Below are 14078 nucleotides of genomic sequence, written 5' to 3'. Positions count from 1 at the left end.
GGCTCAAATGAGTCATGCCCGGATTCTAAAATGCCAGCGGGTTAGCGCTGGCATAAATCAAAAATTTGCGGTCTAAAATAGCGGTTACTGGCAGGCAGGTTGTCGCACAATATGCTATTGAAGGAAAGGTTATCTGGAAAGGGCGGTGACCACTTCCTCTTCGTCCATTTGATCCAGTCGGGTCAATAGCTTACGGGTGATCCCTTCGAGCTGAGATTTTTCTGAAGGATTCAGTGAAGACCACAACAGCTGCAGACATTTATGCTGAGGTGGCAGCAACTGACGCAGGAACTCATTCCCTTTATCGGTCAGGTGCAGGTGCAGGCAACGGCGATCGCTGTCGCTTTCACGGCGTTCAATCCAGCCGCGTTTTTCCAGTTCATCGGCAATGCGAGTCGCGTTGGTGCGGGATGATCCCAGCGCAGCGCTAAGTTCTGAAGGCTGAATGCTGTGATTTTCCTGCGCATCAAGGGTAATCAATGCCATAAACAACGTCTCGTTAATTCCCTGAGCCTTGAGCATTTTGTTGCGGTTTTCCAGCAGTTTGCTCTGCATGTGCATGCACAGACGCGTCAACATGATTTCCTGCAAAGGGAAATCTTTCTGGCGGTTAGCGCGGAAATTTAGCATCTGTTCAATGGGAGAAAACGAACTTTCCATCTGGGACCTCATAAGTTGCAACTGGTATCGTATCGATGGTGATAAGTCAAAACATCAATCCTGTCGGCAGGGGTTGTTCACATGCCGGTGGACACCATCAGTAATTTCCAGGTCACTCCATAACCCAGGGCGCTCAGCAGCATCAAAAAGGGCGATACTGCTGGTGTTATAAAAGGTAATACCTGATAAGCCTAAGCCCCTGAGGGTAAGCTCAAACGGTCATCAATCTGAACAAGCCCGAAAACGCCAGTTAACAGCACTCTGCTGGTTGGCGCGACTCGGGCTCTGCTCAGTTGCAGACCGGTAATCCCCCACCATCACGGCGGAGTTGATTTATTGGTGTGCGGTAATACCGCAAAGAGCGAATCAAACAGCGACGCTCCAACCCGCACACTCAGTAACAAGATGGTCGTATTCTTGCCGGGTCCTTTACTCTGCTGTGGGGATCGACACCACCGCTCAACGCAAAGCACCGGGACGCAATAATGTGGTTAAAACAAACAGGCTGGTTGCTGCGAGCAACACACAATAGAAGAAGATCACGTGCAGCGAGCGGGGCAAATTGTCGGGACATTCTGAACGTCTTCCTGCCTGTGACTTAATAGTTTCATACGAAAAAATAACTAACCTGTATAAGTGCAGACTAACCATACCAGAGTGTGTAAACGCATAACAGGGCAGTCACCCTGAAATTTACGCAATTTACTATTTGCAGGCTAAGAAGTAGCCTGCTCATTATGTGCGCCGCGCCACCAGCTTAAAATATTAAGCAAAGTTAACAAAGCACCGGCACTACAAACGCCATACCAGCCAGCATGTTGAAACGCGGTCGCGGAAACCAGCGAGCCCACGGCACCGCCGATAAAGTAACTGGTCATATATCCGGCGGTTAAGCGGTTGCGTGCTTCGGGCATCTGCCGGTAGATAACACTCTGATTTGTAATGTGAACGGCCTGCACCGCCAAATCCAGCAGGATGATACCAATGATTAATGCAATCAATGAGTGACTTCCCAGCGCGGTGATCCCCCAGGAACACAGCATAATCGCCAGCCCGACGGTGGTGGTTAAGCGGGCTTTGCCTTTGTCGGCCAGCGTGCCGGCTTGTCTTGCCGCCAGTGCGCCCGCTGCACCCACCAAACCCAGTAACCCGATGGTCCCTTCAGAATAACCATAAGGCGGAGAAGCCAGCAGGAAGGCCATCGATGTCCACAGCACGCTGAAGTTGGCAAAGGCGAGGCAGCCGGTGATGGCGCGGGTTCTTAACAGAGGGGAATGCGCATACAGGCTGAAAATAGAGTTGAGCAACTGTCCGTAGTTTAACGGAACCGATTGCTTGTAGCGCGGTAAAAAGCGCCATAAGGCCAGGGCCATCAGCACCATAAGGACGCTGGCGACCCAATACACCGTGCGCCATCCTCCGAGTTGGGCAAGCCCACCGGCGACGGTTCTGGCTAACAGGATCCCCAGCAGCAAGCCGCTCATCACCGTGCCAACCACCTTGCCGCGTTTTTCCGGCGCGGCCAGCGTGGCGGCTAAAGGCACCAGAATCTGCGCCACCACCGAGAAGAGTCCGGTGAGCACGGTGCCCAGTAACATTAAGGGAAGTGTCGGAGAAAGGGCGGTGATCACCATTCCTCCCGCTGCCAGCAGGCTCATGATGACAATCAGGCCACGGCGTTCCAGCATATCTCCCAGCGGCACCAACAGCAGGAGTCCGGCGGCATAGCCAAGTTGGGCGGTGGTAACGATAAAGCCGGCTTGATTAACGGAGAGGTGAAACGTGCGGGCGACGGTCTCCAGCAAGGGCTGTACATAATAGTTACAGGCAACCGACAGACCTGTTGCTACGGACATCAGGGCAACCAGAGAGGGAGTAAGACCAGCTTGCGGGGATTTCATCGCGCTCAGTATGGTAGTAAAAATCTGAGGGGCAATGGTAACTCAAATTACTATTTCACTCACAGATTAATTAACAGGACAAACCAGTACGAAAAAGGGGCGACGCCAGCGCCACCCCTTTCTACCGCGAAGAATGCAGTTTATTTCGCTGCAGACATCGCGTCTTTCACCCAACCATCAAACTGTGCCTGGTGACCTTTGATCCAGCCATCAACGTGCGCGTTAATGTCGGCTTCAGAAGACTGGCCCTGATGCATACGGGAGTTCTGTGCATTGATATCCGCAATAGGCAGCTTCATCTCTGAGAACAATTTCGCCGCTGCCGGGTTTTTCTCAGCCCAGGCTTTGTTGGCGACGATATGCATGGTGTTGACCGGGAAACCGTAGTTCGCGCCGTTCGGCAGCTTGGTATCCACATCTTTCTGTGCGCCAGGCATAGAAGAGAAGGGTACCTGCAGCCAGACGGTATCGCGGCCCGGAACCAGCACATCGCTCACCCAATAAGGCGTCCAGGTGTAATACAGGATCGGTTTACCTTCTTTGAAACGGGTGATGGTATCGGCAATCATCGCCGAATAGTTACCCTGGTTATGCACCACGGTATTGCTCAGGTCATAGGCTTTGATCTGGTGGTTAATCACCGCTTCACAGCCCCAGCCTGGCGTACAACCCGTCAGGTCAGCCTTGCCATCGTCGTTGCTGTCGAACAGCTTCGCCAGCTTAGGATCTTTCAACTGATCGATACGGGTAATGTGGTATTTCTCGGCGGTTTTCTTGTCAATCAGGTAACCCTGTGCGGCACCCTGAACATAGGTGCCTTCACGGAAGAACTTCTTATCGCCGCCGGCTGCGTTGTACATATCATCATGCAACGGCTTCCAGTTAGTGGCGATAAAGGTGCCGTCACCCGCAGCGATAGTGGTATAGGCGACGTTGTAATCCACTTCACTTGGCTGATCAACGGTGTAACCCAGTTTTTCCAGCGCACGGCTGACCAGCAGGGTCTGGAAGGTTTCTTCTGAAATGGTGCTTTGAACCGGCTTAACGGTAATGCCTTTGCCTGGCAGATCGGCGGCGGAAACCTGAGTGGCGACCAGGGTAGTCAATGCGGCGGCTAACAATGCTGTCTTACGCATGGGATATCCTTTTTTGAGTTATCGTAGCTTGGGCTGCCGGTGGCGCGGCGGGCACGCCACCAGCAGCAGAAGGTGTTACTTGATAAACGGACGGGTAAACAGGCCCAGTGGTCCGGTGTTGTACCAGCGGCGAGCGCCCCGGCTGCGGCTGTCGCGGCCAACGGACTGCGTCAGACGGTCAAGGATAATGGCGAGGATAACGATGCCCACGCCACCGACGGTAGCCAGACCCATATCCAGACGACCAATTCCGCGCAGAACCATCTGGCCCAGGCCGCCGACTGCGATCATCGAGGCGATTACCACCATCGACAGTGCCAGCATCAGCGTCTGGTTTACGCCAGCCATAATGGTGGGCATCGCCAGCGGCAGCTGCACTTTAAACAGCATCTGACGTGGGCTGGCACCAAAGGATTCACCGGCTTCAATCAGATCGGCGGGCACCTGCTTAATCCCCAGGATGGTCAGACGAACAATCGGCGGCAGTGCAAAGATAATGGTGACCACCACGCCCGGCACGTTGCCGATACCGAACAGCATGACAATCGGCACCAGATACACGAAGGCCGGGGTGGTTTGCATCGCATCCAACAGCGGCCGGATAATTTTCGCCGCGCGGTCAGATCTCGCCAGCCAAATGCCTAAGGGCAAACCGATCAGAATACAGAACAGCAGGGCGGTGAGAACCAACGCCAGCGTGACCATCGCCTGTGACCAGGCACCAATCGCCCCAATCGCAATCAGTGAGACCAGGGTGGCGATACCCATTCCAAGGCTGGACATCTGCCAGGCAATCAGGGCAAAAATCACTATGGCGACCGGCGCCGGCATACCCAGCAGCAGTTGCTGGAAAGCGCTGAGGATGTAATCCACCGGCACACGAATGCCCTGGAACACCGGACGGAAGTGGGAAACGATCCAGTCGATACCGGTGGTCACCCAGCTGTCCAGCGGGATCAGCGTTTTGTGGAACGGGTCGAGAATGTTGAAGTGCTCGGCTTGTGGCGCCGGCGTGCTGTTTAACCAGTCGCTGCCGCTGGCCGCCGCAGCATCATGACCCCCTGATGGCGTTCCCCATGCATCGCCACCGCCTGTGGGTGCTGCGTCTGTTGGGGCAGACGTTGCGGAACCGCCGTCAGCAGGGGCTGAAGACGTGGTGCCACCATCAGAAGGCGCGGCGGTAGACCAGGGATCGCTGCTGCTGGCGGCAGACTGGGTGCTGTCAGTCGCCGGTGCGCTGGTGGCTGCAGGGGCGTTCGTCGCAGGCGTGCTCGAGGCCGCCCATGGATCGGTTGCGGTTGTTTGTTCACTCATTGCTGGCTCCTTCGCGGTCTAATGCCTGTAGTAACGTGCCTTTGGAGATAATCCCGATGTACTGATGGTCTTCACCGACAATCGGCACGGCACACGGTGCCTGAGCCACGTGAGTCAGCAAGTCGCTCAGCGAGGTATCGCCAGGAACGGCGGCAGGAGTTGCAAGGATGGCGCCATCCAGACCCTCACCGGAAGCCAGCGCGGCTTTCAGGGAGTCGGTGGAAACCACACCAACGAAGCGTTGTTTTTCAAGAATGTAGCCGTATTCACGGTCAGCATCCTGCAACAGCTTAAGCGCAGAGCGAGGGCCAAAGCCGGGGGCTTTACGCATCAATGCGCCCGCGCTGCGACGGGCAATATCTTTCGCGCTGTACACGTGGCTGATATCCACGCCGCGGAAGAAGGTGCGGACATAGTCATTCGCCGGATTATTCAGGATCTCATCCGGGGTTCCCACCTGGATGACTTCACCGCCCTGCATAATGGCAATTCGGTCACCAATGCGCATGGCTTCATCAAGGTCATGGGAAATAAAGACGATGGTGCGCTGGTGGCGCGACTGCAGTTTCACCAGCTCATCCTGCATTTCGGTACGGATTAACGGATCAAGTGCTGAGAAGGCTTCATCCATCAATAAAATATCCGGATTAATTGCCAGAGCGCGGGCTAATCCAACACGCTGACGCATACCGCCAGATAATTCGTCCGGGTAAGCATGAGCATAATTATCCAGGCCCACCTGACGTAGTGCATCAAGCGCTTTTTCCTGACGCTCCTGCAGCGGAACGCCAGCTAATTCCATGCCAAATGCGGCATTATTCAGAACTGACATATGCGGCATTAATGCGAATGACTGGAATACCATGCTGATTTTATTTCTGCGAACTTCACGCAGCGCGCTGTCGGATATTTTGGCAATATCGACGCCATCAATGATGACCTGACCCCTGGTGGGTTCTATCAGACGATTGAGAAGGCGAACCATGGTTGATTTTCCTGAACCGGACAACCCCATGATCACGAATATCTCGCCTTCTTCAATGGCCAGACTGGCATCTTTCACCCCGAGAGAGAGTCCTGTTTTCTCGAGCAGTGCTTCTTTGCTGATCCCCTTCTCGATGTGCTTAAACGCACGATCGGGATTTTCCCCAAATACCTTATATAAATTCTTAACTTCTAGTTTAATTGCCATGCAATATTTAAATTCCTTGTTAGCGGTTAATTTCTTATATTTCTTCTTTTACCTGGTTGAATATTAGCGGGCTATACCGTAGCACACTGAGATTCTGAGACAACCCTTCAGGCGCAGTGCGAAAATTATCACTGAGACAGCGATCTCCGAAAAATTCAGTAGGGGTAAGGGATTGCGGCGAATTGAGGTGCGGGAAAATAAATGAATATTTCGCTCAGGATCATCCGGCAAACCGCCGAATTATTGCCTCAGCAACAGTGATTTGTTGTCAAATATGCCACACAAAACTGCCATTAATCTGTCATTCAATTTTTGTTGAACGACTGATTAATAAAAAATAAATGACGGGTGATGAGAGGAAAGATGGCTGCCGGGCGCAGCCATCTGGCAGGCAGTTAAAAATTCCAGTCTTCGTCTTCCGTATCGACCGCTTTGCCCATCACATAGGATGACCCCGATCCGGAGAAGAAATCGTGATTCTCATCGGCATTAGGCGATAGCGCGGAGAGGATGGCCGGGTTCACGTCGGTCATTTCTGCCGGGAAAAGGGCTTCATAACCGAGGTTCATCAGCGCCTTGTTGGCGTTGTAATGCAGGAATTTTTTCACCTCTTCGCTCCAGCCCACGCCGTCGTACAAGGCTTCGGTATAGGCCAGTTCGTTTTCATACAGCGCCAGCAGTAACTCTACGGCAAATTGCTGCAGCTCATCCTGACGGGCTGGGCTCTCTTTTTCCAGCGCTTTCTGGTACTTATAGCCGATGTAATAACCGTGCACCGCCTCATCTTTGATGATCAGACGGATCAGGTCGGCGGTGTTGGTGAGCTTGCCGCGGCTTGACCAGTACATCGGTAAATAGAAACCGGAATAGAACAGGAAGGACTCCAGGAACACGCTGGCAATCTTCTTCTTCAGCGGATCGTCATGATGGTAATGTTCCAGAATGATTTCTGCTTTGCGCTGAAGCGGTTGATTGTCCTCGCTCCAGGCATAGGCGGCATCCACATCGGTGGTATGACAGAGCGTTGAGAAGATCGAGCTGTATGAGCGGGCATGCACGGCTTCCATAAAGCTGACGTTAGACATCACCGCTTCTTCATGTGGCGTGACCGCATCCGCCATCAATGCCGGTGCGCCAACGGTATTCTGAATGGTGTCCAGCAAGGTGAGCCCGGTAAATACGCGAATGGTCAGCTGCTGTTCATCCGCATTCAGGCTGTTCCAAGCGGGAATATCATTGGAGAGCGGCACTTTTTCTGGCAGCCAGAAGTTGGAGGTCAGACGGTTCCAGACCTCCAGATCTTTATCATCTTCGATCTGGTTCCAGTTAATAGCGTGTACACGTTTTAAGGTCATATTTTTTTCTTCCGGGGCGCGTTTTCCGCCCCTTAGGGTGAGCTTACAGCGAGCAGGAAACGCAGCCTTCTACTTCAGTGCCCAGCAGGGCCATCTGACGCAGGCGAATGTAATAAAGCGTTTTAATGCCTTTCTTCCAGGCGTAAATCTGCGCCTTGTTGATATCGCGCGTGGTGGCGGTATCGCGGAAGAAAAGCGTCAGAGAAAGCCCCTGATCGACATGGCGCGTGGCCTCGGCATAGGTGTCAATAATCGCTTCGGGACCGATATCATAGGCATCCCGGTAGAACGCCTGATTGTCGTTATTCATAAACGGTGCCGGGTAATACACGCGGCCAGTTTTACCTTCTTTACGGATTTCAATCCTCGACACGATCGGGTGAATGCTCGACGTCGCATGATTGATATAGGAGATAGAACCCGTCGGTGGGATCGCCTGAAGATTCTGGTTGTAGATCCCGTGCTTCATCACCGCTTCACGCAGTTCCCGCCACTCTTTCTGGCCCGGTAAGGTAATTCCCGCGCGGGCGAACAGCGCGGCGACTTCTGGTGTTCGTGGCTGCCAGCGTTGCTCAACGTACTGAGCGAAGTATTCACCGCTGGCGTAACGCGATTCTTCGAAACCGGCAAAGCGCTCTCCACGCTCCTGAGCAATCAGGTTAGAGGTGCGCAGGGCGTGATAGGTGATGGTATAGAAATAGAGGTTGGTGAAGTCCAGCGCCACCTCAGAGCCATATTGAATGCCTTCGCGTGCCAGATAGCCGTGCAGGTTCATTTGCCCCAGACCAATGGCGTGCGACTGGGCATTGCCACGTTCAATGGAAGGAACCGAATGGATATGGCTTTGATCGGACACCGCCGTCAGACCCCGCACCGCAATTTCCACCGTGCGTGAAAAATCTGGCGAATCCATCGTGTGAGCAATATTCAGTGAGCCAAGATTACAGGAGATATCCTTACCGATACGGCGATAGCTGAGGTCGTCATTGTATTCGGTTGGCGTGTTCACCTGCAGGATCTCAGAGCAGAGGTTGCTCATGTTAATCCGGCCTTTAATCGGGTTCGCGCGGTTTACCGTGTCTTCAAACATGATGTACGGATAGCCGGATTCGAACTGGATTTCCGCCAGCGTCTGGAAGAATTCACGCGGATTGATAAAGGTGCGGGTGATACGGTCGTCCGCCAACATCTCTTCGTATTTTTCGCTGATGCTGATATCCGCGAACGGCAGGCCGTAAATACGCTCAACGTCATACGGCGAAAACAGCGCCATCTGCTGGTTAGTCTTGGCCAGATGGAAAGTGATATCGGGAATCACCACGCCCAGCGACAGCGTTTTAATACGGATTTTTTCGTCGGCGTTTTCGCGCTTGGTATCCAAAAAGCGCAGGATATCCGGATGATGAGCATGCAGATAGACCGCACCTGCACCCTGACGCGCGCCAAGCTGATTGGCGTAAGAGAAGGCGTCTTCCAGCATTTTCATCACCGGGATCACGCCCGATGACTGGTTTTCGATACGCTTTATTGGCGCACCCGATTCACGCAGGTTGGAAAGCAGAAAAGCGACGCCGCCACCGCGCTTGGAGAGCTGTAAAGCGGAGTTCACCGAGCGGCCAATTGACTCCATATTGTCTTCAATACGCAGCAGGAAGCAGGAAACCAGCTCGCCTCGCTGCTGTTTTCCACAATTGAGGAAGGTCGGCGTGGCCGGCTGGAAACGACCAGACAGCATCTCTTCCATCAACGATAAGGCCAGCGACCGTTCGCCTTTGGCCAGCGTCAACGCCACCATGCAGACGCGCTCGGTAAAGCCTTCCAGATAGCGTTTACCATCAAAGGTCTTCAGCGTGTAGCTGGTATAAAACTTCCACGCGCCAAGGAAGGTCTGGAAGCGGAAATGGCGTTGATACGCCTGCTCAAAAAGTGAACTGACAAATTCAAACGGATAAGCATTCAGCACGTCGGCTTCGTAGTAGCCCTCTGAAACCAGGTACTGTAAGCGCTCACCAACGGAATCAAATTTCACGGTGTTCGGCAGAACATGTTGCAGGTAATACTGACGCGTGGCTTCTTTATCTTTCTCAAACTGAATGTTGCCGTCGGCATCGTACAGATTGAGCATCGCATTCAGCGAGTGATAATCCAGCGCGGCCGGATTCGGGGTTATGAGTGTGCTTTCTGTCGCTGCCAAAATTCGGTTACTCCCTGATAAACGTTGGCGATGTCGTCGGCGGTGCCCAGTAGCTCGAAGCGGTACAGGCATGGCACCTGGCATTTCTGCGCAATGATGCTGCCGGCCAGGCAATAGGCTTCGCCGAAATTGCGATTACCGGCGGCAATCACTCCGCGGATAAGTTGGCGGTTACTGACATCGTTTAAAAACTGGATGACTTGCTTAGGCACCGCGCCCTGACTGGTGCCGCCGCCGTAGCTGGGCACCACCAATATATAGGGTTCATCCACCTGCAAACGCTGCGCGGCATCCAGTGGAATGCGGCGCGCAGGCAGGCCGGTGCGGATGACAAAACGGTGCGTGTTTTCAGACTGGCTGGAAAAATAGACCAGCGTCGACATCGTCTTAACCCTGCATCGCCGTGAGTGGGCGAAGCGCGGAGATTTTGTCCGGGCGGAAACCGCTCCAGTGATCTTCTTCCGCCATCACGACGGGCACCTGGCGATAACCCATGGATTTCAGCGTTTCAACGGCAGCCGGCTCGTGGTCGAGGTTAACCAGTTGGTAATCGAGGCCGTGCTTGTCCATGGCGTTTTTTGTCGCATTGCACTGGACACAGTTGTTTTTTGTGTAAATAATAATGCGCATGATTCGTATTTACCTTGTTGTCTGGTTGACGTCTCGTCTGGCACGCTTTTTGCTGCAATCCGCTGCCGTCGTTTAACCACATGTAGTGGCTGAGTTGATGGGGTAAATACTAGATATAGTGTTTAGATATTGCAACCACACAATATCCAGGTATAAGAATTTTCTTGATGAGGAAAACGGACAGGCCTTGTCAGGCGCGGGATGCAGCGTTTTAAGACCGGCAAAAAAAAAATCCCCACACCATCAGGTGCGGGGATTTGTCTGAAAAGTAAACGAAACTAGTTACGCGATGAGGTGGTCGTTGCAATCAACGCCCCAACAAAAATACCTAATGCAGTACCAATCCCAACTCCATGCCACGGTTTGTCACGCACATAAGAGTCAACTTGCCCACCGGCATCTTTTGCCGCCTGGGTCACACGGTTATTGCCGTGGAGTTTGGCGCGAGTCTCTTTCAACATCGCTTCTGCGCGGGAACGTGCACCGTCGACTTCATCTTTAGTCTTACTTCCGTAAGATTTCAGCAGATCGTCAAGGGTATCGGCCAGCTGATTGACGTCCTGATTGATATCAATGTCTTCATTTTTAGTGTTTCGGTTAAACATTTTTCTCTCCCTTGGAAATGAAACGTACTATTAACTATAGACCATCATGCAGATTTTTAGTGACCCGGACCGGAAAGCAGGGCGTTTATGGATTATTCCGAAAGCGCTTAACCTTCACGCTGTTGTAAGGTTGCAGGGTTGGCACGTTTTAGAGGAATGAGTATGTATTTACGCCCTGATGAAGTTGCTCGCGTACTGGAAGGTGCGGGATTTGAAATGGATGCGGTCACCGCAAGAGCCTATGGTTACCGTCGAGGCGATAACTATGTCTACGTTAATCGTGAAGCGCGCATGGGCCGTACCGCACTGATTATTCATCCTACCCTGAAAGAAAAAAGCCACGGCTTTGCGCATCCGGCCTCCGATATGAAAGCCTGTGAAGAGTACGTGCAGTTTCCGATGTATCTGGCTGGAGATAACCAGGATCACTACGGCATCCCCCACGGTTTTAGTTCCCGCGCGGCGCTGGAACGCTATATCGTAAACATGTTTGGCTGAGTAATCAGCCCGTTGAGTTTTCGGCGCACGCGTTGGTCGCGCTGAAAATCTCGCCCCCGCACGATCATCCCTCACACTCAGTAACGTTGCTTTCACCGGCCAGAATCGGTATAACGCTGACCCCATGTAGAAGTTTAGACGTCTAAACGGATAAATCAGCGATGCAGCAAAGCAAGCCCGAGACAACTCAACAATTCAAGCGCAGCATGAAAGCCCGCCATCTGGTGATGCTCTCGTTAGGCGGCGTGATTGGCACCGGCCTGTTCTTCAATACTGGCTATATCATTTCCACCACGGGTGCAGCTGGCACCTTGCTGGCCTATATCATTGGGGCGCTGGTGGTCTATCTGGTGATGCTGAGCCTTGGCGAGCTGTCGGTGGCGATGCCAGAGACCGGGGCTTTCCATGTTTATGCGGCCCGCTACCTGAGCCCGGCGACGGGTTACACCGTTGCATGGCTTTACTGGCTGACGTGGACGGTCGCCCTTGGCTCAAGCCTGACCGCTGCGGGTTTCTGTATGCAGTACTGGTTCCCGCAATCGCCGGTGTGGCTGTGGTGCTTACTGTTTTGCGCGCTGATTTTTATGCTGAACGTGGTCTCTTCCCGCTTCTTCGCGGAAGGGGAGTTTTGGTTCTCGGTGATCAAAGTGGTCACCATCCTGGCCTTTATACTCCTCGGCGGGGGAGCCATGTTCGGTTTTATCCCGCTGAAGGATGGCAGCAGCGCGCCGTTCTTCCACAATCTCACCGCCTCTGGCTGGTTGCCGCACGGCGGCCTGCCGATCCTGATGACGATGGTGGCCGTCAACTTTGCATTCTCGGGTACCGAGCTGATTGGCATCGCGGCGGGTGAAACCGAGAATCCGCACAAAGTTCTGCCAATGGCGATCCGCACCACGGTCGCACGGTTGATCATTTTCTTTGTGGGTACAGTACTGATCCTGGCAGCGCTGATCCCGATGGATCAGGCGGGGATCGTCAAAAGCCCGTTTGTGATGGTCTTTGAAAAGATCGGTATTCCGTATGCGGCCGATATCTTTAACTTTGTGATCCTCACGGCGATCCTCTCGGCGGCGAACTCAGGATTATATGCTTCGGGCAGGATGCTCTGGTCGCTGTCGAATCAGAATACCTTGCCGCGCTGCTTTGCCAAATTGACCTCCCGCGGTATCCCGCTGATGGCGATTTCAGTCAGCATGCTGGGAGGCTTGCTGGCGCTGTTTTCCAGCGTGATTGCGCCGGATACGGTGTTTGTCGCGCTGTCGGCTATTTCGGGTTTTGCGGTGGTGGCCGTCTGGCTGAGCATCTGCGCTTCCCATTTCTTCTTCCGCCGTGAGCATGTGCGGGCGGGTAAACCGCTGACAGACTTGAAATACCGCGCGCCCTGGTATCCGGTGACGCCGATCCTCGGCTTCCTGCTTTGCCTGCTGGCCTGCGTTGGGCTGGCGTTCGATCCGGAACAACGCATTGCGTTATACTGCGGCCTGCCTTTCGTAGCGCTGTGCTACGCGGCCTATCATTTCACTCAGAGACTGAAAAATCGCGAGCTGGCAAAGGAGAGTGTGCGTGTTACCGAATAAACTTTCTGTAGAACAACAGGTGGCCGCGGGGCTGGTGCTGGATGGCGCAATGGCCACCGAACTTGAAGCGCGCGGCTGCGATCTGACCGACGCGCTGTGGTCGGCCAAAGTGCTGATTGAGAACCCTGAACTGATTTATCAGGTGCACTACGACTATTTCAAGGCGGGCGCGCAGGTGGCCATTACCGCCAGCTATCAGGCAACCCCGCAGGGCTTCGCCAAACGTGGGCTGAGTGAAGAACAGTCGCTGACGCTGATTGCCCGCAGCGTGGAGCTTGCCAGCCGTGCCAGAGCGGATTACCAGGCTGCTGAACCGCAGGCCGGCAATTTGCTGATTGCCGGCTCAGTCGGGCCCTACGGCGCCTATCTGGCGGATGGATCCGAATACCGGGGTGACTACAGCCTGCCGCAAGCAGAGATGATGGCTTTTCATCGCCCACGTATTCAGGCATTGGTTGCAGCTGGGGCGGATATCCTCGCCTGTGAGACGATGCCATCCTTTGCAGAGATTCAGGCGCTGGTGGCCTTGCTGGCCGAGTTTCCCGGCACTCCAGCCTGGTTCTCTTTCACGCTGCGTGACGGGGAACACCTGAGTGACGGTACGCCATTAAGCCAGGTCGTCAGTGTGCTGGAGAGTTGCCCGCAGGCCGTTGCGCTGGGACTGAACTGTATCGCGCTGGATAAAGTGACGGCTGCGCTGCAGACCCTCAGCTCATTGACCAAAAAGCCGCTGGTGGTCTATCCCAACTCCGGCGAGCAGTACGATGCGATCAGCAAAACCTGGCACAGCGATGCCTCAACCTGTACGTTGATCGACAATCTTTCTGCCTGGCAGTCTGCCGGGGCTAAATTGATCGGTGGTTGCTGCCGGACAACGCCAGCTGATATCGCCGCGATCGCCCAGCGCTGCCATTCACGATAAGCCGCTAAAAATTTGTCTTATTACGCCCGCAATGGTCGGGCGTAATTAATGAAAACCCGTCAGACTCCGCTTAGACTATTCTGAATATTTA

13 protein-coding genes are annotated in these 14078 nt (G+C 53.8%); 3 read left to right on the top strand and 10 right to left on the bottom strand.

Translation table 11 applies throughout. From position 1 onward, the window contains the following. Positions 1-129 precede the first annotated feature (129 nt). From mprA to E2F51_RS01670, 10 genes are all read right to left on the bottom strand, one after another. Entirely contained in the window at positions 130-660 is a 531-nt protein-coding gene (mprA, locus tag E2F51_RS01715) for a transcriptional repressor MprA (protein ID WP_013203464.1), read from the bottom strand. A gap of 716 nt (positions 661-1376) precedes the next feature. Further along, positions 1377-2561 carry an MFS transporter gene (locus E2F51_RS01710; protein WP_134822590.1) on the bottom strand — a complete coding sequence of 395 codons (1185 nt, stop codon included), beginning with the start codon at positions 2559-2561 and terminating at the stop codon, positions 1377-1379. Between the two features lie 140 nt (positions 2562-2701). After that, positions 2702-3697, bottom strand: a complete 996-nt coding sequence (proX, locus tag E2F51_RS01705) for a glycine betaine/L-proline ABC transporter substrate-binding protein ProX (protein WP_053144613.1) — start codon at positions 3695-3697, stop codon at positions 2702-2704. 75 nt (positions 3698-3772) lie between these two features. Continuing rightward, a complete protein-coding gene (gene proW, locus E2F51_RS01700) occupies positions 3773-5011 on the bottom strand; it encodes a glycine betaine/L-proline ABC transporter permease ProW (protein WP_013203461.1) in 1239 nt (412 codons plus the stop codon). After that, on the bottom strand, positions 5004-6203 hold the full coding sequence (proV, locus tag E2F51_RS01695; RefSeq protein ID WP_013203460.1) for a glycine betaine/L-proline ABC transporter ATP-binding protein ProV: 1200 nt from the start codon (positions 6201-6203) through the stop codon (positions 5004-5006). Before proV ends, proW begins: the two co-directional genes overlap by 8 nt. Before the next feature lie 395 nt (positions 6204-6598). Next, positions 6599-7558: a class 1b ribonucleoside-diphosphate reductase subunit beta gene (gene nrdF / locus E2F51_RS01690; protein ID WP_134822589.1), complete on the bottom strand. Its 960-nt coding sequence runs from the start codon at positions 7556-7558 to the stop codon at positions 6599-6601. A gap of 43 nt (positions 7559-7601) precedes the next feature. Next, entirely contained in the window at positions 7602-9707 is a 2106-nt protein-coding gene (gene nrdE, locus E2F51_RS01685) for a class 1b ribonucleoside-diphosphate reductase subunit alpha (protein ID WP_167738432.1), read from the bottom strand. Between the two features lie 17 nt (positions 9708-9724). Next, the gene (gene nrdI, locus E2F51_RS01680; RefSeq protein ID WP_134822587.1) at positions 9725-10135 is read right to left on the bottom strand and encodes a class Ib ribonucleoside-diphosphate reductase assembly flavoprotein NrdI; all 411 of its coding nucleotides are present in this window, start codon (positions 10133-10135) and stop codon (positions 9725-9727) included. A 4-nt stretch (positions 10136-10139) separates the two neighbouring features. After that, positions 10140-10382, bottom strand: a complete 243-nt coding sequence (gene nrdH / locus E2F51_RS01675) for a glutaredoxin-like protein NrdH (protein ID WP_013203456.1) — start codon at positions 10380-10382, stop codon at positions 10140-10142. 278 nt (positions 10383-10660) lie between these two features. Continuing rightward, complete coding sequence (locus tag E2F51_RS01670; RefSeq protein ID WP_053144600.1) at positions 10661-10987, bottom strand: DUF883 family protein; 327 nt, start codon at positions 10985-10987, stop codon at positions 10661-10663. Positions 10988-11149: 162 nt separating this feature from the next. Between E2F51_RS01670 and E2F51_RS01665 the strand changes: the two genes are divergently transcribed. The 3 genes from E2F51_RS01665 (at position 11150) to mmuM (ending at position 13987) form a co-directional block, all read left to right on the top strand. Further along, positions 11150-11485 (top strand): DUF2002 family protein, encoded by a 336-nt coding sequence (locus E2F51_RS01665; RefSeq protein ID WP_134822586.1) that lies wholly within the window; start codon positions 11150-11152, stop codon positions 11483-11485. A gap of 161 nt (positions 11486-11646) precedes the next feature. Continuing rightward, complete coding sequence (gene mmuP, locus E2F51_RS01660; RefSeq protein ID WP_013203453.1) at positions 11647-13065, top strand: S-methylmethionine permease; 1419 nt, start codon at positions 11647-11649, stop codon at positions 13063-13065. Next, positions 13052-13987 carry a homocysteine S-methyltransferase gene (gene mmuM, locus E2F51_RS01655; RefSeq protein WP_134822585.1) on the top strand — a complete coding sequence of 312 codons (936 nt, stop codon included), beginning with the start codon at positions 13052-13054 and terminating at the stop codon, positions 13985-13987. The genes mmuP and mmuM overlap by 14 nt, the downstream gene beginning before the upstream one ends. Positions 13988-14078 lie beyond the last annotated feature (91 nt).

This window comes from Erwinia sp. QL-Z3 (assembly GCF_004551645.1).
Taxonomy (GTDB): Bacteria; Pseudomonadota; Gammaproteobacteria; order Enterobacterales; family Enterobacteriaceae; genus Erwinia; species Erwinia billingiae.
Note: the sequence above shows the minus strand (reverse complement) of the source record. Positions and strands in the feature narration are given on the sequence as shown.